This window comes from Streptomyces sp. NPDC059003 (genome assembly GCF_042740445.1).
In the GTDB taxonomy this organism is placed as follows: Bacteria; Actinomycetota; Actinomycetes; order Streptomycetales; family Streptomycetaceae; genus Streptomyces.
On record NZ_JBHYJH010000033.1, the window covers coordinates 12,330 to 34,114 of the forward strand.

A 21,785-nucleotide genomic window follows, 5' to 3' on the forward strand; every position below is an offset into this window, starting at 1 on the left:
CGCCTCGCTCTTTCGGCATCGCCCCCCCACCCAACAAGCTACCCGCCCTGTTAAATTGGGTGGGGCGGGCCCCTGCCCCGGGGGCCGGCCCCCCCCCCACGGCCCCGGCCCCCCCACCTCGATCGGCCGGTGACGGCGTCAGGCCTTGCGGCTCCGCGTGGCCTTCTTGGCTGCGGTCTTCTTGACTGCCGTCTTCTTGGTGGCCGCCTTCTCGGTGACCGTCTTCTGAGTGGCCGTCTTCTGAGTGGCCGCCTTCTTGGTCGCCGTGGTCTTCTTGGTGACCGTCTTCTTCGCGGGTGCCGTGGCCGCGGCCACCGTCTTCTTGGCGGCCGCCTTCTTCGTCGTACGCCGTGCCGGAGGCATCCCCGCGTCGCTGATGCGGTCCGCCGCGATGATGTCCCGCAGGAACTTGCCCGTGTGGCTGGCCGGGACTCCGGCGACCTGCTCGGGGGTGCCCTCGGCGATGACGAGGCCGCCGCCGCTGCCGCCCTCGGGGCCCATGTCGACGACCCAGTCGGCGGTCTTGATGACGTCCAGGTTGTGCTCGATCACGATGACCGTGTTGCCCTTGTCGACGAGGCCGGACAGGACCGTGATGAGCTTGCTGATGTCTTCGAAGTGCAGGCCGGTGGTCGGCTCGTCGAGGACGTAGACCGTGCGGCCCGTGGAGCGCTTCTGGAGCTCGCTCGCCAGCTTGACGCGCTGGGCCTCGCCTCCGGAGAGGGTGGGCGCGGACTGGCCGAGGCGGACATAGCCGAGGCCGACGTCGTGGAGCGTCTTCAGGTGGCGGGCGATGGCGGGCACCGCTTCGAAGAAGCCGAGTGCCTCCTCGATGGGCATGTCGAGGACTTCGGCGATGGACTTGCCCTTGTAGTGCACGTCCAGCGTCTCGCGGTTGTAGCGCGCCCCGTGGCAGACCTCGCACGGGACGTACACGTCCGGCAGGAAGTTCATCTCGATCTTGATGGTGCCGTCGCCGGAGCAGTTCTCGCAGCGGCCGCCCTTGACGTTGAAGGAGAAGCGTCCGGGCAGATAGCCCCGGACCTTGGCCTCCGTGGTCTCGGCGAAGAGCTTGCGGACGTGGTCGAAGACTCCGGTGTACGTCGCCGGGTTCGACCGGGGGGTGCGGCCGATGGGCGACTGGTCGACGTGCACGACCTTGTCGACGAGGTCGTCGCCGTCCACGCGCGTGTGGCGCCCCGGCACGCTCCGGGCGCCGTTCAGCTCGCGGGCCAGGTGGGTGTACAGGATGTCGTTGACCAGCGTCGACTTGCCGGAGCCCGAGACGCCGGTGACGGCCGTGAGGACGCCGAGCGGGAAGGAGACGTCGATGTCCCGCAGGTTGTTCTCGCGGGCGCCGTGCACCGTGAGCCGGCGCGAGGGGTCGGCGGGGCGGCGCACGTCGGGGACGGGGATGGCCTTCTTGCCCGACAGGTACTGGCCCGTGACCGACTTGTCGTTGCCGAGGAGCTCCTTGAGGGAGCCGCTGTGCACGACCTTGCCGCCGTGCTCGCCCGCGCCGGGGCCGATGTCGACGACCCAGTCGGCGACCTTGATGGTGTCCTCGTCGTGCTCGACGACGATGAGCGTGTTGCCCATGTCGCGGAGGCGGACGAGCGTCTCGATGAGGCGGTGGTTGTCGCGCTGGTGCAGGCCGATGGACGGCTCGTCCAGGACGTAGAGCACGCCGACGAGGCCGGAGCCGATCTGGGTGGCCAGGCGGATGCGCTGGGCCTCGCCTCCGGAGAGGGTGCCCGCCGCGCGGTTCAGCGAGAGGTAGTCCAGGCCGACGTCGACCAGGAACCGCAGCCGCTCGTTGACCTCCTTCAGGACGCGCTCGGCGATCTTCTTGTCGCGGGCGGTGAGCTTCAGCTGGGCCAGGAAGTCCGCGCAGTCGCTGATCGACATCGCGGAGACCTCGGCGATGGACCTCCCCATCACCGTGACGGCGAGGACGATCGGCTTCAGGCGCGTGCCCTCACAGGTGGGGCAGGGCACCTCGCGCATGTAGCCCTCGAAGCGCTCGCGGCTGGCGTCGCTCTCGGCCTCGCTGTGGCGGCGCTTGACGAAGGGGACGGCGCCTTCGAAGGCCGTGGTGTAGACCCGCTCGCGGCCGTACCGGTTGCGGTAGCGGACCTCGATCTGGGTCTTGTGGCCGTAGAGCAGGGCCTTCTTGGCGCGCTGGGGCAGGCCCGCCCAGGGCATGTCCATGGAGAAGCCGAGGGCGTCGGCGAGGGCTCCTACGAGGCGGCCGAAGTAGTCCTTGGTGTGGCCGTGCGACCAGGGGTGGATGGCGCCCTCTTCGAGGGACTTGTCCTCGTCCGGGACGAGCAGCTCGGGGTCGACCTCCATGCGCGTGCCGATGCCCGTGCAGTCGGGGCAGGCGCCGAAGGGCGAGTTGAAGGAGAAGGAGCGGGGCTCCAGCTCTTCGAAGGACAGGTCGTCGTACGGGCAGTACAGGTGCTCCGAGTACATGCGCTCGCGCTCGGGGTCGTCCTCGGGGAGGTCGACGAAGTCGAGCACGACCATGCCGCCGGCGAGGCCGAGCGCGGTCTCCACGGAGTCGGTGAGGCGGCGCTTGGCGCTGTCCTTGACGGTGAGGCGGTCGATGACCACCTCGATGGTGTGCTTCTCCTGCTTCTTCAGCTTGGGCGGGTCGGAGAGCTGGATGGTCTCGCCGTCGACCCGCGCGCGGCTGTAGCCCTTGGTCTGCAGGTCGGCGAAGAGGTCGACGAACTCGCCCTTGCGCTCGCGCACCAGCGGCGAAAGGACCTGGAAGCGGCTGCCCTCGGGCAGCTCGAGGACCTTGTCGACGATGGCCTGCGGCGACTGCCGGGAGATCGGGCGGCCGCACTCCGGGCAGTGCGGCTTGCCGATGCGGGCGAACAGCAGGCGCAGGTAGTCGTAGACCTCGGTGATGGTGCCGACCGTCGAGCGCGGGTTGCGCGAGGTCGACTTCTGGTCGATGGAGACCGCGGGCGACAGGCCCTCGATGAAGTCGACGTCCGGCTTGTCCATCTGGCCGAGGAACTGCCGGGCGTACGACGAGAGGGACTCGACGTAGCGCCGCTGGCCCTCGGCGAAGATCGTGTCGAAGGCCAGCGAGGACTTGCCCGACCCGGAGAGACCGGTGAAGACGATGAGGGAGTCACGCGGGAGGTCGAGCGAGACGTTCTTGAGATTGTGCTCGCGCGCGCCACGGACGATGAGACGGTCGGCCACGCCGGTCCGCACCTTTCTTGAGAGAAGTGACAGGGGCAGGGCCCCCGTCCTTCACAGACTAGGGCGGCCCACTGACAACGCCGGGCGGTTTCTCCGGTTGGTGAAACCCGGACCATCAAGAGTGCCCGATGCCGCGCCCGAGCTTATAGCACGGACATTCGATTTGAGGGGGTGGTCGGCCGCCTTCACCCGAACGTGTGGCGGGGCTATCGTCAGGCCCATGATTGATCATGTGCGCGACCTGGCGTCTGTACGTGACGCGACCGATCGGCTGCTCGCCGCAGCCACCGCCCTGGACGACACGGCGGCCGCAGGACCCTCCCGCCTCCCGGGGTGGACCCGGGGCCATGTCCTCACCCACCTCGCGCGGAACGCCGACGCGCTCGTGAACGTCCTCGCCGGACGCCCGATGTACGCCAGCGCCGATGTGCGCGACAGCGACATCGAGCGGGGCGCACCGCGGCCGCTGGCCGAGCAGATCGAGGACGTGCGCCTGTCGGCGGCGCGCTTCCAGGACGAGGCGGCCCTGCCCGCGGACTGGTCCCGCACGGTGGAGCTGCGCAACGGGGTCACGGACTCGGCGTCCCGGGTGCCGTTCCGGCGCTGGATCGAGGTGGAGCTGCACCACGTGGATCTGGGGATCGGGTACGAGCTGGAGGACCTGCCCGACGACTTCGTGACCCGCGAGATCGACTTCCTCACCAAGCGCTTCCTGGGGAACGCCGACGTACCGCCGACGCACGTCACCGACGGCACGCACGCGTGGAGCACGGGCCGCGCCCAGGAGAGCGGGGAGAAGCCGGAGGTCACCGTGAGCGGCCCGGCGCCCGCGCTCCTCGGGTGGCTCGCGGGCCGCCGCGACAAGGCCGCCCTGGCCCCCGTACTGACCGTCGACGGCGGCCTCCTGCCCGCCCTCCCCCCGCTATAGGCTGAGCCCATGACGTACAGCGGAGCGGTGAAGGTCGGCGGGCCCGCGGATGTGCACGAGCTGCAGGACCTGATGATCTCGAAGGTCGCGGTCGGGCCGATGGACAACAACGCCTACGTGCTGCGCTGTCGGGCCACCGACGAGCAGCTCCTGATCGACGCGGCGAACGAGGCGGCGACGCTGCTGCGCCTCATCGGCGACGACGGCATCACGTCCGTCGTCACCACGCACCAGCACGGCGACCACTGGCAGGCGCTCGCCGAGGTCGTCGGGGCGACGGGCGCGCGGACGTACGCGGGCCGCGAGGACGCCGAGGGCATTCCGGTGCCGACGGACGTCCTCGTCGACGACGGCGACACGATCAAGTTCGGCCGGATCTCGCTCACGGCCCGCCACCTCGTGGGCCACACCCCGGGCTCGATCGCCCTCGTGTACGACGACCCGCACGGCCACCCGCACGTCTTCACCGGCGACTGCCTCTTCCCCGGAGGCGTCGGCAACACCTGGCAGGACCCGGAGAAGTTCGCGCGCCTCATCGGGGACGTCGAGACGAAGATCTTCGGCACGCTGCCGGACGAGACGTGGGTCTATCCGGGCCACGGCAACGACACGACGCTCGGCGCGGAGCGCCCGCACCTGGCGGAGTGGCGCGAGCGCGGCTGGTGACCCGTGGGTGGCGCCGGGGACCCGGCGCCACCTGTCAGCCCCTCGGCCTGCCTTTCTGCCCGCCTTCTGCCCGCCCTCTGTCAGCCCTTCCGCGTTACCGGAGCTCGGCTCAGCGCTGCGCCACCAGGGCGGCCACCCGCTCCACCCCGAAGACGTACCCCTGCACCCCGCACCCCGCGATGACGCCGTCGGCGCGCTGCGAGACGTACGAGTGGTGCCGGAAGACCTCCCGCTGGTGGATGTTGGAGATGTGGACCTCCACCACGGGCATGCCGTCACAGGTGTTGAGCGCGTCCAGAATCGCGACGGACGTGTGCGAGTACGCGGCGGGGTTGATGACGATGCCCGCGTGGTGCTCCCGCGCCTCGTGGATCCAGTCCACCAACTCACCCTCATGGTTGGACTGCCTGAGGTCGACCGTCCCGCCGTGCGCCGCTGCCGCCTTGGCGCACAGGGCCTCGACGTCGGCGAGCGTGTCGGTGCCGTAGATCTCCGGCTGCCGCTTGCCCAGGAGGTTCAGGTTGGGCCCGTTCAGGATCATGATCGGGGCGGTGGCGAGGGTGTGGGGCACAGGGACCTCCGTGCGTCGGACTGCTGCTCCTAGACGGTTTATCACGGTGCTCGCGGGCGGCGACGGGCCGTACGCTGCCGGGCATGACGTCACCCGCCGAACAGCGCCCCGTGTATCCGCCGAAGCCCGCGCCGGGTGACCGCATAGCCGTCGTCTCGCCGTCCGCGGGGCTCCCCGGGCTCTTCCCCCTCCCCTACGAGCTCGGCCTGTCACGGCTGCGCACGGAGTTCCACCTGGAGCCCGTGGAGTACCCGACGACCCGCACGATGGGCTCCTCGCCCCAGGAGCGCGCCGACGACCTGCACGCCGCGTTCACGGACCCGACCGTGAAGGCCGTCATCGCGAGCATCGGCGGCGACGACCAGATCACCGTCCTGCCGTTCCTGGACCGGGAGTTGATCCGCGCGCACCCGAAGCCGTTCTTCGGGTTCAGCGACAACACGAACCTGCACGCGTTCCTGTCGCGGACCGGCATCGTCAGCTACCACGGAGCGTCGGTGATGTGCGAGCTCGGGCGGCCCGGCGCCATGGCCGCGCAGACCGCCGACTCGCTGCGGGCCGCGCTGTTCGTCCCTGGCCCCTACGAACTGGTGCCCGCCGACCGCTTCCGCGTCATCGACGTCCCCTGGGACGACCCGGCCTCGTTCGCCGCCGAACCGGAGACCGAGCCGGGCGGCGGCTGGACCTGGCACCTGCCCGGCGGGACGGGCCAGGTGGCCGAGGGCCGCTCCTGGGGAGGCAACCTGGAGACCCTGTCCGGGCTCCTGATGGCGGACCGCGAGATCGCCGACCCGGCGACGTACGACGGGCAGGTGCTCTTCCTGGAGACGTCCGAGGAACTCCCGTCCGCCACCGAGGTGTTCCGCGCCCTGCGCGCCCTGGGCGAGCGCGGCCTGCTGAGCCGCTTCGCCGCGCTGGTGATGGGCCGCGCCAAGACCTGGAGCTTCGAGCACCCCCACGCCCCTCAGGAGCGCGCCCGTTACGCGCACGAGCAGCGCGAGGCCGTCCTCCGGGCGCTCACCGCGTACGCGCCGGACGCCCTGGCGGTGTTCGACGTGGATCTGGGGCACACGGATCCCCAGTACGTGATCCCGTACGGCGGCACGGTGCGGGTGGACGGGCGCGCACGGCGCATCACGGTCACGTACTGAACCGCCCCTCTACGGAAGCGGCCCCCGGGGCGGAGGGGCACGCCCGTGGCGCCCGGAGACAGGTGCGAACCCCCGCGCGCCCCCGTAACCGCCGGTGACAGCGGGTAGTTGACGCACCGTGCACACCAGTGACTGTCCGTCAAAGCCCAAGGCCACGTCCCCGTCGCTGCCCCGCCTCGCCACCGCGTCGCTCGCCGGGACCGCCATCGAGTTCTACGACTTCTTCATCTACGGCACCGCGGCGGCCCTGGTGCTCGGGCCGCTGTTCTTTCCGACGTTCTCGCCGCTGGCGGGAACTCTGGCCGCGTTCGCGACATTCGGAGTGGGCTTCGTCGCCCGGCCCCTGGGGTCGGTGATCTTCGGGCACATCGGTGACCGGCATGGGCGACGGCCCGTTCTGGTGATCTCGCTGCTGATGACGGGCCTGGCCACGGTCGCCGTCGGCTGCGTACCGACGTACGACTCGATCGGTGTCGCCGCTCCCCTGCTGCTGCTCGTGCTGCGGTTCCTCCAGGGCGTCGGCCTGGGCGGCGAGTGGGGCGGTGCGGTGCTCCTGACGGCCGAGCACGCGCCCGCCGAGCGGCGCGGGCTGTGGGCGAGCTTCCCCCAGGTGGGGCCCGCGATCGGGTTCCTGCTCGCCAACGGCATCATGCTGGTGCTCTCGGCGACGCTCACGGACGCGCAGTTCGCCTCCTGGGGGTGGCGGATTCCGTTCTGGGGCGCGGGGCTGCTGGCGGCGGCGGGGCTCGCGCTGCGCGCCTCGCTCGCGGAGAGCCCGGACTTCCTCGGCGTACGCGAGCACGCGCGCGTACCGCTCGCGGAAGTGGCGCGCGGGCACTGGCGGCTCGTCCTGCTCACGGCGGGCGCGCTCGCCGTCGGGTACGCGGTGTTCTACGCCGTCACGACCTGGTCGCTCGCCTACGGGGTGGAGCAGCTCGGGGTGAGTCGCACGGTCATGCTGGTGTGCATCATGGCGGCCGTCGTCGCCAAGGGGGCGCTGACGCCCGTGGCGGCGCACCTCGGCGACCGCTACGGGCGGCGCCCGCTGTGTCTGCTCGGCTGCGCGGCGATCGTGCTGTGGATGTTCCCCATGGTGGGGCTGCTCGCGACCGGGGAGCCGCTGTTGATGTTCCTGGGCTTCCTGGTGGCGCTGCTCGCGTTCGTCACGATGTTCGGCGTGGTCGCCGCGTATCTGCCGGAGCTGTACGAGCCGCGTGTGCGCTGCACGGGGGCCGCGGTCGGCTACAACCTCGCCGGGGTGCTCGGCGGGGCGCTCACGCCCCTCGTGGCGACGGCTGCGGCGCGCGGGGACGGGCCCCCTTGGGGTGTGGCCGCGTATCTGACGGGGGTGGCGGTGCTCAGTCTCGGGTGTTTCGCGCTGCTGCCGGAGACCCGGCCCGCGCGGGAGCCGGTGCCGGTCACGGGGTGAGCGGCACCGGCTTCCGGTGTCGGGGGCTGTTCGCGGGCTCGCCGTCGGGGTCGCGGGCTCGCTGTCGCCGTCAGGGATTGCCGTCAGGGATCGCCGTCAGGGATTGATCGCGAGCTCCAGGTACGCCGCGAACAGGACCAGGTGGAGGCCGCCCTGCAGCGGTGTGGCCCGCCCGGGCACGACGGTGAGCGTGCCGACGGCGACCGTGAGCATGAGCAGCACCATGTGCGTCGAGCTGAGCCCGAGCACGAGCGGCCCGGACAGCCATACCGAGGCGACGGCGACGGCCGGGATGGTCAGGCCGATGCTGGCCATGGCCGAGCCGAGCGCGAGGTTGAGGCTGGTCTGGACGCGGTCGCGGCGGGCGGCCCGCACCGCCGCGATGGTCTCGGGGAGCAGCACGAGCAGCGCGATGATCACGCCGACGACGGCGTGCGGCATGCCCGCGGACTCCACGCCCGACTCGATGGTCGGCGACACGCCCTTGGCGAGTCCGACGACGCCGATCAGCGCGAGCGCGAGCAGGCCGAGGCTGATGAGCGCGGTGCGGGCGGAGGGGCCCTCGGCGTGGTCGTCGGTGTCGACCACCTCTCCCTCGCGGGTGACGGGCAGGAAGTAGTCGCGGTGGCGCACGGTCTGCGTCGCCACGAACAGGCCGTACAGGACGAGCGAGGCGAGCGCGGCGAAGGTGAGCTGCGACGTGGAGAACTCCGGGCCCGGCTTGGACGTGGTGAAGGTCGGCAGGACCAGGCTGAGCGTGGCGAGTATGGCGACCGTCGCGAGCGCGGCGCCGGTGCCCTCGGAGTTGAAGACGGCGACGCGGTGGCGCAGGGCGCCCGTGAGCAGGCACAGGCCGAGGATGCCGTTGCAGGTGATCATCACGGCGGCGAAGACGGTGTCGCGCGCCAGGGTGGAGCTCTTGTCGCCGCCGTCGGCCATCAGGGTGACGATCAGCGCCACTTCGATGATGGTGACGGCGATGGCGAGGACGAGCGAGCCGAAGGGTTCGCCGACGCGGTGGGCGATGACCTCGGCGTGGTGGACCGCGGCGAGCACCGCGCCGGCGAGTACCGCCGTCACCAGGGCGACCACGCCGCCCGGCAGGTCCCGCCCCCAGGTGAGGGCGAGCAGGACGACTCCGAGTACCGGCACGGCGGCCGTCCACCGCGAGGCGAGTGACCGGAGTCTGGGGATCATGTCTTCGATGCTGCCCCGCGCGCGGGAGGGCCGCGACTTCATACGTTCCTCTCTATGCGGAAGCGGTGCACGGTCGTCGTCGACCGTGCACCGCTCCAGGTGGTTCCGTTCAGTGGCACCCGCGTTCTACGGAGAGGGCGTTCATGCCCTCCCGTAGAGAGAGGGTGTTCGTGCCCTCCGTAGAGGCGGTCGTGTCCTCCGTAGAGACCTGTTACGCCTCGACGCTGTCCTTGGGGGCCTTGTCCTCGTCGGCCGCCTGGGCCGCCTCGCGCTCCTCCTGCTTCTTGGAGGCGATGAGGCTCGTGATCGTCGTGACGATCAGGACGCCGCAGATCACGCCGAGCGAGACCGGGATGGAGATCTCGGGGACGTGCACCCCGGACTCGTGCAGGGCGTGCAGGACGAGCTTCACGCCGATGAAGCCGAGGATCACCGACAGGCCGTAGCTGAGGTGGACCAGCTTCCTGAGCAGTCCGCCGATGAGGAAGTACAGCTGCCGCAGTCCCATCAGGGCGAAGGCGTTGGCGGTGAAGACGATGTACGGGTCCTGCGTGAGGCCGAAGATCGCCGGGATGGAGTCCATGGCGAACAGCACGTCGGTGGTGCCGATGGCGAGCATGACGACCATCAGGGGCGTCATGATCTTCTTGCCGTTCTTCCGGATGAACAGCTTCGTGCCCTCGTACCGGTCCGAGACGCCGAACTTCTTCTCGATGGACTTCAGGAGGCGGTTCTCCTCGAAGTCCTCCTCCTCGTCGTCGGAGCGCGCCTCCTGGATGAGCTTCCAGGCGGTGTAGATCAGGAACGCGCCGAAGATGTAGAAGACCCAGGAGAAGTTGGCGATCACCGCGGCGCCGGCGGCGATGAAGATCGCGCGCAGGACCAGGGCGATCAGCACGCCGAACAGCAGCACGCGCTGCTGCAGATGGGACGGCACCGAGAACTTCGCCATGATCAGGATGAAGACGAAGAGGTTGTCGACGCTGAGCGACTTCTCGGTGATGAAGCCGGCGAAGAACTCACCGGACGCCTGACTCTCGCCCGCGACCAGCAGGCCGATGCCGAAGAGCGCGGCGAGCACGATCCAGACGACCGTCCAGATTCCGGCTTCCTTGATCGACACGTCATGCGGCTTGCGCCCGATGAAGAAGTCGACCGCGATCAGGGCACACAGACCGAGAACGGTCAGCACCCACAGGGTCATAGAAACGTCCACTGCGCCTCCGGCGTCGTACGGCTACTGATCAGCGTCGTCGCTGCCGGAGGTCTCTTCCACCCGGGCACTGTCCGTGCGCCGCGGGCCGACGCCCCGGGACCGATGGCGGTCCGTACTGACGGGCACGTCGCGTACGGGAGTACTCCCCTCCGCACCAACAGAGTACGCGAAAGACCAAGCTTTGGTAAAGGGGTCGGCAAACATGCACCAAGTAGCCAGGTCAGAGGGGCGTGACATCACTTAGTCGACTTGACGGCGCCGAGGGCGTGCGGTGCGCAGGGCGCACGAGGTGCGTACGGGAAGGCCGTCCCGAGGGCATGGCGAGGGGCGCGTGCTCAAGGACATGGCGCGGGGCATGTCCTCAAGGGCATGGCGAGGGCGCGTGCTCAGGTGCACGCGCCCCGGCTCCTGACTCAGCGGCTGCCCGTGCGGCGGGCCGTGCCCGCGCGGTCGAGGACGTGGTGCAGGACCTGGCTGTGGGGCGGGGGCAGCGGCGGCTCGTACGTCCACGCGTGGCCGACCCAGGGGTCGGCGAGGTGGTCGTCCGGCACCGGCGTCAGGCGCAGCAGGGCGCGCCACAGCGGGTCGAGCAGCGGGCCGTACTCCGCGGCCTCCTCGCGGTCGGCGACCATCATCAGGTGGACGCCCACGGCGGGGCCCTCGTCCGCCAGGTACCGCAGTTGGGTCACGGCACGGTCGTCGAAGCCGTGCGGGAAGTCGTTGACCACCAGGAGCTGCTCGCCCGTGTCCAGGTCCGGCGGCAGCGACTCCGAGACACCGCCGCGGACCGCCATCTGCACCAGGTCCACGCGCTGCGTGAGCTTCGTGAGGACCGCCGTGACCCCGGCGGCGCCGGCGGCGGGCGGCTCGTCCAGAACACCGGCCGCCACGAGCGGGGCCAGCGCGCCCGCGCCGGTGCCCGCGGGGTCGATGACATGCACGGCGAACGCGCCCGGAGGGTACGCCGCGAGCAGCCGCGCGGCGTGCGCGACGGCGCTGTCCAGGGCGAGGCGGCGCAGCTGGTCGGCGTCGGCGAGCGAGTCCGTGCCGGAGCGGCCGCTGTCGATCCACAGGCCGCGCTCCAGGGGCAGCCGCACCAGCATGGGGATACGGAGGTCCGGGCGCTCCGGGAGATGGAGGCCGCCGAGGCGCAGCGCCATCGGGATCTCCATGGGCACCCGGTAGCCCTGCCAGACGGGGCTCGACCAGTCGGCGAACGCCGGAGGCAGCGCGGGCTCGACGACCTCCACCTCGGCGGCGAGCTGGGCCAGGTCCCGGTCGAGGGCGGCCCTGGCCTGGTCGACGAGGTCGCCGTGCCGGGCGCGGGCGGCCTCGCGCGCGGCGTCACCTGTGTCGCCGATGCGGCTGCGGGGGTCGGACAGGACCTTGTCGAGCTCCTGCTCCATGCGGGAGTCGGCGAAGTCGACGGCGCTTCGGTACGCCGCCGTCGTGCGGGCCAGGTCCTCGAACATGCCCCACACCTGGTTGTAGAGCCGCTCCTCCATGGACCAGCCGGTGGCGTCGCCAGCGACGGGCTGGGCGGCCTGACCGGGGGCCGCCGGAGCCGCGGTGGGCGGGGGCGGCGGGGGTGCGGTGGTCTGGCGGCGCGGGTGGGTGTAGTCGATGGGGCCACCGTCGGCGCCGCCGTCGGGCTGCCGGGCGGGGGTGGCGCCGTCGCCGGGGTGGGGCGGGGTCGGGGGCGTGACCGGCTGGGGCGCAGGCGGGGTCGGCTGGGCGGGCGGCGTGACCGGCTGGGTGGCGGCCGGGTCGCCGTGCGACGGGGTCGGAGACGGCTGGGAGGGTGTGGCGGGGCCTTGACCCGACTGCGGTTGGCCCGGCTGCGGTTGGGCGGGCCGCTGTTGGCCCGGCTGCTGCTGTGCGGGCGGCTGATGGGCGGGCAGTTGTTGGCCGGGCGGCGTTGAGCCCGGCGTGGGCTGCTGGCCGGGCGTGATCTGGCCCGGCGCGGGCTGCTGCTGGCCCGGCGTGATGTGTCCCGGCTGCGGGGACTGCTGGCCGGGCGCGATCTGACCCTGCGGGGGCGACTGCTGCCCCGGTGGCACAGGGCCCTGGGCGGACGGCTGCGGGCCCGGCGCGGCGTGGCCCTGCGCGGCGGCACGCACGCGTGCCTCGTCCGACGGCCGGGGCGGCGGCGCGGCCACGGAGCGGGCGAGGCCCTGGGCCACCGCTTCGTTGATGGCGCCCGCCAGCTCCTGGGCCTGGGGCAGACCCTGGTCGGCGAGCATCTCGGCGAGCCCGCCCGCGTAGCCCTGGCCGACGGCGCGCACCTTCCAGGCGCCCTGCCTGCGATAGAGCTCCAGGGCTACGACGGCGGACTCGGCGGTCAGGTCCGTGATCGTGAAGCTGGCGATCTCGGTGCCGTCGAGCCCGGTGACGGCGACGAAGGGCGCGGCGACGGCGCCGAAGCCGACCGGGCCCGCCGCGCCGACGGGCAGCGCGAGCAACACGTTGACCTGGTGCGCGTCGTCCGGCAGCGCGTCCAGGTCCACGGCGAGGCGGTGGTCGGCGGCCGCCTGCCGGGACACTTCCAGGCCCGGCAGGACGGGTGCGCCGGGGTGGGCGACCCAGGCGGTGCCGCGCACCTTGCGCCGCTCGTCGCAGAGCGTGGCACCGGCGACGAGCGGCTTGCCGGCCGACACCCTGATCTCGAGGCGGGTGCCGGGAAGCGGATGGTTCTGCCCCCTGACCAGCTCGGCCGTCATCGTTCGTTCCCCCTTGTCGGCCCCCCACCGGGCCTTCGTACGGACTGCCGTGCTTGGCCGCCGTGCCCGGCGGCCGGGCCTGCCCCTACAGGTGCGGCAGGATCGACGGCATCAGATCCTGGAAGGTGCGGCCGTTGGCGGGGTTGCCGAGGGCCGTCATCTGCCAGCCCGGGCCCGCGCGGTGGACCTTGGCCATGATCTGGGCGGTGTACTGGCCGCCGCCGTCGAGGGTGTAGCGGGCCAGCTCCTGGCCGTTGGTCTCGTCGACCAGGCGGCAGAAGGCGTTCTGCACCTCCTGGAAGGTCTGGCCGGTGAACGAGTTCACCGTGAACACGATCTGGTCGATGTGGACCGGGACGCGCTGGAGGTCGACGAGGATGGCCTCGTCGTCGCCGCCCTGGCCGACGCCGCCGACCAGGTTGTCCCCGGTGTGCCGCACGGAGCCGTCGTCGCTGACGAGGTGGCGGAAGAACACCACGTCCACCGGCTGCTTGTCGGCGAACAGGACGGCCGACGCGTCGAGGTCGATCTCGCGCGTACGCGTGCCGAACAGGCCGCGCCGCGGTGCCGCCTGCCAGCCGAGGCCCATGCGCACCGCGGTCAGGGCGCCCCCGTCGTTCTTCTGCAGGCTGATGGCCTGGCCCTTGGTCATGTTGACCGTCACGCGCTGTCCCCTTCTCGAACTCCCCTGGGCAACCGTCGTCGCCCGACGGTTGCCCATCACCCTATGCAGCGGTGTCCACCGCGCCGCACCCTGGATCGCGATTTGTGTCGGTCTTGCAACACACCGCGACGCCGGTGCCGTTCTCCGCTACGCCAGTCCTGCCTCCTTCATCTGCCGCAGCTCCTTCTTCATCTCCGAGACCTCGTCGCGCAGCCGCGCGGCGATCTCGAACTGCAGGTCCGCGGCGGCGGCGCGCATCCGCTCGGTCATCTCCTCGATCTGCTCGGCGAGTTCGGCGGCGGGCCGGTCCGTGGGCACGGCCTTGCCCTTCGCGGACTTCTTGGCGCCCTTGGCGGGCGCGGCGCCCGACGCCGTGCCGAGGGAGGGCACCGGGGCCTTGGCTCCCTTGCCGTCCTTCGTCTTGCGGTAGTTGCTGCCGAGGAGCTCCTCGGTGTCGACCTCCTCGCGCGCGATCGCCGACACGATGTCGTTGATCTTCTTGCGGAGCGGCTGGGGGTCGATGCCCTTCTCCTTGTTGTACGCGATCTGCTTCTCCCGGCGGCGGTTCGTCTCGTCGATGGCCTTCTCCATCGCCGGGGTGATCTTGTCGGCGTACATATGGACCTGGCCCGACACGTTGCGCGCCGCGCGGCCGATGGTCTGGATGAGGGAGGTGCCGGAGCGCAGGAAGCCCTCCTTGTCGGCGTCGAGGATCGACACCAGGGAGACCTCGGGCAGGTCGAGTCCCTCGCGCAGGAGGTTGATGCCGACCAGGACGTCGTACTCGCCGGCCCGCAGCTCGCGCAGGAGCTCGACGCGGCGCAGGGTGTCGACGTCGCTGTGCAGATAGCGGACCTGGATGCCGAGCTCCAGGAAGTAGTCGGTGAGGTCCTCGGCCATCTTCTTGGTGAGGGTGGTGACGAGGACCCGCTCGTCCTTCTCGGCGCGCTTGCGGATCTCGTGCACCAGGTCGTCGATCTGGCCCTCCGTGGGCTTGACGACGACCTCCGGGTCGACGAGGCCGGTGGGGCGGATGATCTGCTCCACGAAGCCGTCCGAGCGGGAGAGCTCGTATTGTCCCGGGGTCGCCGACAGGTAGACGGTCTGGCCGATGCGCTCCTGGAACTCCTCCCACTTCAGCGGACGGTTGTCGAGGGCGGAGGGGAGGCGGAAGCCGTGGTCGACGAGGGTGCGCTTGCGGGAGGCGTCGCCCTCGTACATGGCGCCGATCTGGGGGACCGTGACGTGCGACTCGTCGAGGACGAGGAGGAAGTCGTCCGGGAAGTAGTCGAGCAGGGTGTGCGGCGGGGTGCCCGGGCCGCGGCCGTCGAAGTGCATCGAGTAGTTCTCGACGCCGGAGCAGGAGCCGATCTGGCGGAGCATCTCCAGGTCGTACGTGGTGCGCATGCGCAAACGCTGGGCCTCCAGCATCTTGCCCTGCTTCTCCAGCTCGGCGAGGCGCTCGGCGAGCTCCTTCTCGATGCCGTTGATCGCCTTCTCCATGCGCTCCGGGCCCGCTACGTAGTGGGAGGCCGGGAAGACGTAGAGGTGGTCGTCGTCGCTGATGACCTCGCCGGTGAGCGGGTGGAGCGTGGAGAGCGCCTCGATCTCGTCGCCGAACATCTCGATGCGCACGGCCAGTTCCTCGTAGACCGGGAAGATCTCGATGGTGTCGCCGCGGACCCGGAAGGTGCCGCGGGTGAAGGCCAGGTCGTTGCGCGTGTACTGGATGTCGACGAAGCGGCGCAGGAGCTGGTCGCGGTCGATCTCGTCGCCGACCTTGAGGGGGACCATGCGGTCCACGTACTCCTGCGGCGTGCCGAGGCCGTAGATGCAGGAGACGGAGGCGACCACGACGACGTCGCGGCGGGTGAGGAGCGAGTTCGTCGCGGAGTGGCGCAGGCGCTCGACCTCCTCGTTGATCGAGGAGTCCTTCTCGATGTACGTGTCCGACTGCGGGACGTACGCCTCGGGCTGGTAGTAGTCGTAGTACGAGACGAAGTACTCCACCGCGTTGTTCGGGAGGAGCTCGCGGAACTCGTTCGCCAGCTGGGCGGCCAGGGTCTTGTTCGGCGCCATCACGAGCGTGGGGCGCTGGAGCTTCTCGATCATCCACGCGGTGGTGGCCGACTTGCCGGTGCCGGTCGCGCCGAGCAGGACGACGTCCTTCTCACCTGCGCGGATGCGCTTCTCCAGGTCGGCGATGGCCGCGGGCTGGTCGCCGCTGGGCTGGTACGGGCTGACGACCTCGAAAGGTGCCACCGTGCGTTCGATCTTCGATACGGGCCGCATGGAATCCACCGTACGACCCCGCACTGACAACGCCGTCCGCTCACCACTTCTGGGGCGCGCGCGAGCCCGGCCTGCGGCGGTTCCTGCGGCCCGGCCGCGGCGGCGTCCGCCTGCTCATGTGCCCGCTCTGCCGGTCGCCGGAGCGCGCCACCGGGTAGGACGGGGGGCGCGGCCGCCCGGCGGCCTTGAGGTCGGCCTTGCCCAGCATCATCAGCGGGTCGAACATCACGATGACGCCGGAGAGCAGCAGGAAGGCGAGCGGGCCGATCATCAGGGGCGCGAGCAGCTCGGCGGACGACGTCCCGGAGGGCGGGGCGGGCGTGTCGTGCAGGTGGACGCTGACGGCGGCCATGCCCGTGTAGTGCATGCCGCTGACGGCGAGGCCCATGACGAGGCTGGCGCCGAGGCTCCACAGGAAGCCCCTGATCTGCCCGGCGGCCCAGAGCGCGGCGATGGCGGCGACGACGGCGATCACCACGGACGCCGCGACGGTGAGGGTGTTGTACTGCAGCCTGCCGCCCAGACGCATACCGGCCATTCCCAGGTAGTGCATCGACGCGATGCCGAGGCCGGTGATCGTGCCTCCTGTGAAGAGCGCCGCGCCCCGCGCACCGCGGTAGCCGACGATGAAGATGCCGATGCCGACCATGACGATCGCGACGGCGAGGCTCGCGAAGGTCGTCACCCGGTCGTAGTGGATCGGGGTCTCCTTCACGGTGAAGCCCATCATGGCGATGAAGTGCATCGTCCAGATTCCGGACCCGATCGCGGCCGAACCGAGGGCGAGCCAGCCGGGCCGCCAGGAGTGGGCGACCAACAGTGACCTGGTGGTGCAGCGCAGGCCGAGCGCACCACCGAGACAGGCCATGAGGTAAGCGACCACCGGTGTGACGAGTCCGTAGCTGAAGCCGTCGACCGTGCCCTCCATGAGCGGTAGCCCTTCCGCCTGTCGTACCTGAATGTCCCGGACCACCCGTACGCGCCGGTCGACGGCCGGGTGACGGGGCGTCGGCTGAGGCGAGAGTAGGACTCTTCCAGGAACGTACGAACGATTTTCCGGCAAACAACACGGCTTCCGCGCGCGGGGTCCCCACATGAGGGGCCGGTGTTCAACCTGTGGCCATCCTGCGCCTGTCTGTAGTTGGCCGTGGACTGTCATCTTTTGAGCTGATCCCTGAGCTCATGACGCGAGGAGAACCCGTGTACGCACGCGCTGCCGCCGCCACGACCGCCGCTCTCCTAGGAGCAGGTGCACTCGTCCTCCCCTCCACCACCGCTGCCGCCGGCACCGCCGACGCCCGGGAGACCCGCGCCGCCGCCCGGCACGACGTACCGGTGGTCGTCGCCCACCGCGGCGCCTCCGCCTACGCCCCCGAGAACACCCTCGCCGCCATCGACAAGGCCGCGGACCTCGGCTTCCGCTGGGTCGAGAACGACGTCCAGCGCACCAAGGACGGCGTCCTCGTGATCGTGCACGACGACAACCTGAAGCGGACGACGAACGTCGAGGAGGTCTTCCCCGACCGCGCCCCCTGGAAGGTGAAGGACTTCACCGCGGCGGAGATCGCGAAGCTGGACGCGGGCAGCTGGTTCGGCCCGAAGTTCGCGGGCGCGCGCGTGCCGACGCTCACGCAGTACATGAACCGCGTCTCGCGCAACCACCAGCGGCTCGTCCTGGAGATCAAGAAGCCGGAGCTGTACCCGGGCATCGAGCAGGACACCCTGCGGGTGCTGCGCAGGACAGGCTGGCTCGACCGGAACCACGTGAAGCACCGGCTGGTCGTCCAGAGCTTCAGCGCGGACAGCGTCCGGCAGGTGCACGCCCTGCGGCCCGACATCAAGACGGGCTTCCTGGGCACGCCCGCGGCCGCCGACCTGCCGAAGTACGCCGAGTTCTCGGACCAGATCAACTCGACGCACACGTCCATCTCCGCCGACTACGTCTCCGCCATCCACGCGCTCAAGGGCCCGCACGGCAAGCCTCTGGAGATCTACACCTGGACCGTCGACGAGGCCGCGGCCGCGCGGCGGGTCGCCGACTTCGGTGTGGACGGGATCATCACCAACAAGCCGGACGTCGTGCGCGAGGCCATCGAGGACTGACCGGCAGACGGCTGATTGTGGGCGGGCGGGGCCGCGTTGTCAGTGCTCGGTCGTACGGTGGTTTCCATGAACGCCATGGGGCACCACGAGCAGGAGCAGCAGCGGCCCGCGCGACCCGGGCCGGTGTGGGCCGTCGTCCGCAGCGACATCGGCCCGCTGCTGCTGGCCGCGACCGAGGCCGGGCTTGTCAGCGTCGTCTTCCACGCCACGGACGGCGTGCGCGACAAGGCCGTCGAGCGGCTCGGCTCCCGGCTGGGCGCCGAGCCGGTCGAGGCGCCCGAATCCCCCCTGCTCGCCGAGCCCATACGCCAGTTGAAGGCCTACTTCGCGGGTGAGCGGCGCGACTTCGACCTGCCGTTGGACTGGTCGCTGATCTCCGGCTTCAACCGCCAGGTGCTGCGCGAGCTGGCCACGGGCGTCCGGTACGGAACGGTCGTCGGCTACGGGGACCTCGCCCGGCGCGTGGGCCAGCCGGGCGCGGCCCAGGCGGTGGGGCTCGCGATGGGCGCCAACCCACTGCCGGTCGTGGTGCCGTGCCACCGGGTGGTCGAGAGCGACGGCGGCATAGGCGGCTTCGGCGGCGGTCTGGAGACGAAGCGGCAGCTGCTCGCGCTGGAAGGGGTGCTGCCGGCGCCGCTGTTCTGAGGGGGGCGCTGTCCTGGCCTGCGGCACTGTTCGGCGGCAGCGCGTGCGGCCCGGTCGGTACCGCGCGACGACCCATGTCCGGATCGCGGAATGTGCTGGCACACTGCGCGCGTGGCCATATCCTCCTGTTTCCCGTCGCGGCCTGCGTCGCGCGTGCGATCCGCGTCGCGCCTGCGGTGCGCGGCGCCGTCGTGCCGTACGTCGCCGCCCTTGTCCGCCGCGCCCCCGGCGCGCACCCGATGACCGCGACGGAGCAGGCGACCACCGCACCGGTCGCCGTGGCCGATCTGCCGGCGCTGCGGCGGCGTATCTCCGCGGTGCTGATCGTCAGCCAGATACTCGGCGGGCTCGGCGTCGCCACCGGCATCGCGCTCGCCGCCGTGCTCGCCAAGGAGGTCAGCGGCAGCGAGTCGCTGTCGGGGCTCGCGCCCACCGCGACCGTCGCCGGGACCGCGCTGCTCTCGGTTCCGCTGGCCGCGCTGATGACCGCGCGGGGCCGCCGCCCCGGCCTCGTCCTGGCGTATCTGATCGGCGCGCTTGGTGCGGGCGTCGTCGTCGTGGCCGCGGCCGTCGAGAGCTTTCCGCTGCTGCTCGTGGGCATGGCCGGGTTCGGCGCGGCGTCGTCGGCGAATCTGCAGGCGCGGTTCGCGGCCGCCGATCTGGCCGAGCCGACGGCCAGGGCGCGCGCCATCTCGAACGTCGTGTGGGCGACGACGATCGGCGCGGTGCTCGGGCCCAACATCGCGGCGCCCGCGGGCCGCAGCGTCACGGGGCTCGGCATCCCGAAGGCGTCGGGCGCGTTCGTGTGGGCGGCCGGGGTCTTCCTGGTCTCGGCGCTCGTCGTGGCGGTGCTGCTGCGCCCCGACCCGCTGCTCACCGCCCGCGCCCTGGAAGCCGACGAGGAGCGGTCGGCCGCGGGCCGCTCGCTGCGGGCCGGATTCGCCGCCGTCGCCGCGTCGCGGCGGGCCCGGCTCGCCCTGGTGACGGTCGCCGTCGCGCACACCGCCATGGTCTCGATCATGTCGATGACACCGGTCGACCTCGGTCACCACGGGGCGAGCATCGACCTGATCGGTCTGGTCATCAGCGGGCACATCGCGGGCATGTACGCGTTCTCACCGGTGATGGGGCGGCTCGCCGACCGGCTCGGGCGGCTCTCCGTCATCGGCCTCGCCGTGGGCCTGCTGGCCTGCGCCGCGCTGCTCGCGGGGACCGCGGGCGGCCACCACGCGCAGACGGCGGCGGGCCTGTTCGTGCTCGGCCTCGGCTGGTCGGCGGGCCTCGTCGCCGGTTCGGCGCTGCTCACGGACTCCGTGCCGCAGGCCGCGCGGGCCGCCGCGCAGGGCCTGTCGGACCTGACGATGAACGCAGCGGCGGGCGTCGGCGGCGCCGTGGCGGGCCTCGTGGTCGCGCGGGCGAGCTACGGCCTGCTCAACCTGATCGCGGCGCTCCTGCTGCTGCCGCTCGCGGCACTCGCCCTGTTCCACCGCGGGTCCGCGCGGAGCTAGGCCGTGTCCGCAGAGTCCCGCCTGCCCCGCGACGCCTGGCACGCCCTTCGGGGCGAACGGCGGGACGTTGCGGGCACGCCCTAGGCGCTCAGCGTGATGTGGTACGCCTTGCGCAGCGTCTCGTGGACGGTCCATGTCGTGCGGTCGCCCTCGCGCAGGACCGCCGCGTCACCCGGGCCGACCTCCAGGACGTCGCCGCCCTCGACCTCGACGGTGGCGCGCCCGCTGACGACCACGAAGAGCTCGTTGGCCTCGGTGTCGGTCACCACGCCCGGCGTGATCTGCCAGATGCCGCGCAGCTGCTTGCCGTCCGCGGACTCCCACAGGACCTTGCCGGTGACCACCGGGTCGCCGGAGACGATCTGCTCCGGGTCCAGCGGCTCCTCCTCGAGCTCGACATCCGGAATGTGCACGGCGAAAGAGGCGGCGTTCTGATCATTCGTGGTCATGGCCGGTCACCTTAATGGGTCCGCTCACCGGGTTCGCCGTACGGGTTTGCGACCGTGCGCCGCTCGCCAGGGATGAAGCCAGGAACGCAGGAGACCCGACTGGCAGGAGGCAGGCCCGTGTTGGTGGTGTCCGACGAGGTACAGGCGGCTCTGGCGCGGCGGCGGCCGGTGGTGGCCCTGGAGTCCACGATCATCGCGCACGGCCTCCCGCGCCCGCGCAATCTCCAGGTGGCGCTCGAACTCGAAGAGGCCGTACGCGACGAGGGCGCCGTCCCCGCGACGATCGCCGTCCTCGACGGCCGCCCCCATGTCGGCCTGAACAAGGAGCAGGTGGAGCGGGTCGCCGGCGAGGACGGCATCCGCAAGCTGGGCCACCGGGATCTGCCCCTGGCGGTCGCGGCGGGCGCGAGCGGGGCGACGACGGTGTCGGCGACGGCGCTGCTCGCCGCACGCGCGGGGGTGCGGGTGTTCGCCACGGGTGGGCTCGGTGGGGTGCACCGGGAGTGGACGGTGACCCAGGACGAATCCGCCGACCTGGGGCTGCTGGCGCGGACCCGGATCACGGTCGTGTGCGCGGGCGTGAAGTCGATCCTGGACGTGGCGGCGACGCTGCAGCGCCTGGAGACGCTGGGTGTGGCGGTGGCCGGGTACGGGACGCGGCGCTTCCCCGGCTTCTATCTGTCCGACTCCGGGCACACCGTGGACTGGGCGCTGCGTACGCCGGAAGAGGCGGCGGAGGTGATGCGCGCGCAGGAGGCACTGGCGGGGCCGGAGTCGGCGCTCGTCGTGGCGAATCCGGTACCGGAGGCGGAGCAGCTCGATCCCGCCCTCCACGCGCGCGTACTGGATGAGGCGCTGCGGGAGTGCGACGCGCGGGGAGTGACGGGACAGGCGGTGACGCCGTTCCTCCTCGACTACCTGATGCGGCACACCGAAGGGGCGTCCCTGGAGGCGAATCTCGCCGCGGTGCGCGGAAACGTGCGGCTCGCGACGCGGATCGCGGCCGCGTGGGCGCGGGGGTGAC

The 21,785-nt window shown here is 71.4% G+C and carries 17 protein-coding genes; 8 read left to right on the forward strand and 9 right to left on the reverse strand.

Annotated elements, in window-relative coordinates:
• Positions 1-138: 138 nt before the first annotated feature.
• Positions 139-3,222, reverse strand: a complete 3,084-nt coding sequence (gene uvrA / locus ACFWZ5_RS15025) for an excinuclease ABC subunit UvrA (RefSeq protein ID WP_384797291.1) — start codon at positions 3,220-3,222, stop codon at positions 139-141.
• Positions 3,223-3,442: 220 nt separating this feature from the next.
• Here uvrA and ACFWZ5_RS15030 point away from each other — a divergent pair, with 220 nt between their 5' ends.
• Complete coding sequence (locus ACFWZ5_RS15030) at positions 3,443-4,150, forward strand: maleylpyruvate isomerase family mycothiol-dependent enzyme (protein WP_384797294.1); 708 nt, start codon at positions 3,443-3,445, stop codon at positions 4,148-4,150.
• A 9-nt stretch (positions 4,151-4,159) separates the two neighbouring features.
• Positions 4,160-4,816, forward strand: a complete 657-nt coding sequence (locus ACFWZ5_RS15035; protein ID WP_384797297.1) for an MBL fold metallo-hydrolase — start codon at positions 4,160-4,162, stop codon at positions 4,814-4,816.
• Between the two features lie 109 nt (positions 4,817-4,925).
• Here the strand turns inward: ACFWZ5_RS15035 and aroQ are convergent, their stop codons facing one another.
• Positions 4,926-5,387: a type II 3-dehydroquinate dehydratase gene (gene aroQ / locus ACFWZ5_RS15040; protein ID WP_384797300.1), complete on the reverse strand. Its 462-nt coding sequence runs from the start codon at positions 5,385-5,387 to the stop codon at positions 4,926-4,928.
• A gap of 83 nt (positions 5,388-5,470) precedes the next feature.
• On the opposite strand from aroQ, the gene ACFWZ5_RS15045 reads away from it, so the two are divergent.
• Positions 5,471-6,538 (forward strand): S66 peptidase family protein, encoded by a 1,068-nt coding sequence (locus tag ACFWZ5_RS15045; RefSeq protein ID WP_384797303.1) that lies wholly within the window; start codon positions 5,471-5,473, stop codon positions 6,536-6,538.
• Between the two features lie 166 nt (positions 6,539-6,704).
• Positions 6,705-7,967 (forward strand): MFS transporter, encoded by a 1,263-nt coding sequence (locus ACFWZ5_RS15050; RefSeq protein WP_384797314.1) that lies wholly within the window; start codon positions 6,705-6,707, stop codon positions 7,965-7,967.
• Positions 7,968-8,063: 96 nt separating this feature from the next.
• Here ACFWZ5_RS15050 and ACFWZ5_RS15055 read toward each other — a convergent pair whose 3' ends face one another.
• From ACFWZ5_RS15055 to ACFWZ5_RS15080, 6 genes are all read right to left on the reverse strand, one after another.
• Complete coding sequence (locus ACFWZ5_RS15055; RefSeq protein WP_384797306.1) at positions 8,064-9,164, reverse strand: calcium:proton antiporter; 1,101 nt, start codon at positions 9,162-9,164, stop codon at positions 8,064-8,066.
• 211 nt (positions 9,165-9,375) lie between these two features.
• Positions 9,376-10,380, reverse strand: a complete 1,005-nt coding sequence (locus tag ACFWZ5_RS15060) for a TerC family protein (RefSeq protein WP_384800012.1) — start codon at positions 10,378-10,380, stop codon at positions 9,376-9,378.
• Between the two features lie 413 nt (positions 10,381-10,793).
• Positions 10,794-13,100, reverse strand: coding sequence for a TerD family protein (locus tag ACFWZ5_RS15065; RefSeq protein WP_384800015.1), 2,307 nt, complete (start codon positions 13,098-13,100; stop codon positions 10,794-10,796).
• An 85-nt stretch (positions 13,101-13,185) separates the two neighbouring features.
• Positions 13,186-13,764, reverse strand: coding sequence for a TerD family protein (locus tag ACFWZ5_RS15070; protein ID WP_384800018.1), 579 nt, complete (start codon positions 13,762-13,764; stop codon positions 13,186-13,188).
• 147 nt (positions 13,765-13,911) lie between these two features.
• Positions 13,912-16,056, reverse strand: coding sequence for an excinuclease ABC subunit UvrB (gene uvrB, locus ACFWZ5_RS15075; RefSeq protein ID WP_384800021.1), 2,145 nt, complete (start codon positions 16,054-16,056; stop codon positions 13,912-13,914).
• Positions 16,057-16,096: 40 nt separating this feature from the next.
• Positions 16,097-16,984 (reverse strand): MHYT domain-containing protein, encoded by an 888-nt coding sequence (locus tag ACFWZ5_RS15080; RefSeq protein ID WP_384800024.1) that lies wholly within the window; start codon positions 16,982-16,984, stop codon positions 16,097-16,099.
• Between the two features lie 272 nt (positions 16,985-17,256).
• Between ACFWZ5_RS15080 and ACFWZ5_RS15085 the strand changes: the two genes are divergently transcribed.
• The 3 genes from ACFWZ5_RS15085 (at position 17,257) to ACFWZ5_RS15095 (ending at position 20,312) form a co-directional block, all read left to right on the forward strand.
• Positions 17,257-18,159: a glycerophosphodiester phosphodiesterase gene (locus tag ACFWZ5_RS15085; protein ID WP_384800027.1), complete on the forward strand. Its 903-nt coding sequence runs from the start codon at positions 17,257-17,259 to the stop codon at positions 18,157-18,159.
• 75 nt (positions 18,160-18,234) lie between these two features.
• The gene (locus ACFWZ5_RS15090) at positions 18,235-18,804 is read left to right on the forward strand and encodes a methylated-DNA--[protein]-cysteine S-methyltransferase (RefSeq protein ID WP_384800055.1); all 570 of its coding nucleotides are present in this window, start codon (positions 18,235-18,237) and stop codon (positions 18,802-18,804) included.
• Between the two features lie 239 nt (positions 18,805-19,043).
• Positions 19,044-20,312 (forward strand): MFS transporter, encoded by a 1,269-nt coding sequence (locus tag ACFWZ5_RS15095; protein WP_384800057.1) that lies wholly within the window; start codon positions 19,044-19,046, stop codon positions 20,310-20,312.
• An 80-nt stretch (positions 20,313-20,392) separates the two neighbouring features.
• Here the strand turns inward: ACFWZ5_RS15095 and ACFWZ5_RS15100 are convergent, their stop codons facing one another.
• Positions 20,393-20,761: a cupin domain-containing protein gene (locus ACFWZ5_RS15100; protein WP_384800030.1), complete on the reverse strand. Its 369-nt coding sequence runs from the start codon at positions 20,759-20,761 to the stop codon at positions 20,393-20,395.
• 72 nt (positions 20,762-20,833) lie between these two features.
• Here ACFWZ5_RS15100 and ACFWZ5_RS15105 point away from each other — a divergent pair, with 72 nt between their 5' ends.
• Positions 20,834-21,784, forward strand: coding sequence for a pseudouridine-5'-phosphate glycosidase (locus ACFWZ5_RS15105; RefSeq protein WP_384800033.1), 951 nt, complete (start codon positions 20,834-20,836; stop codon positions 21,782-21,784).
• The last annotated feature ends 1 nt before the right edge of the window (position 21,785 follow it).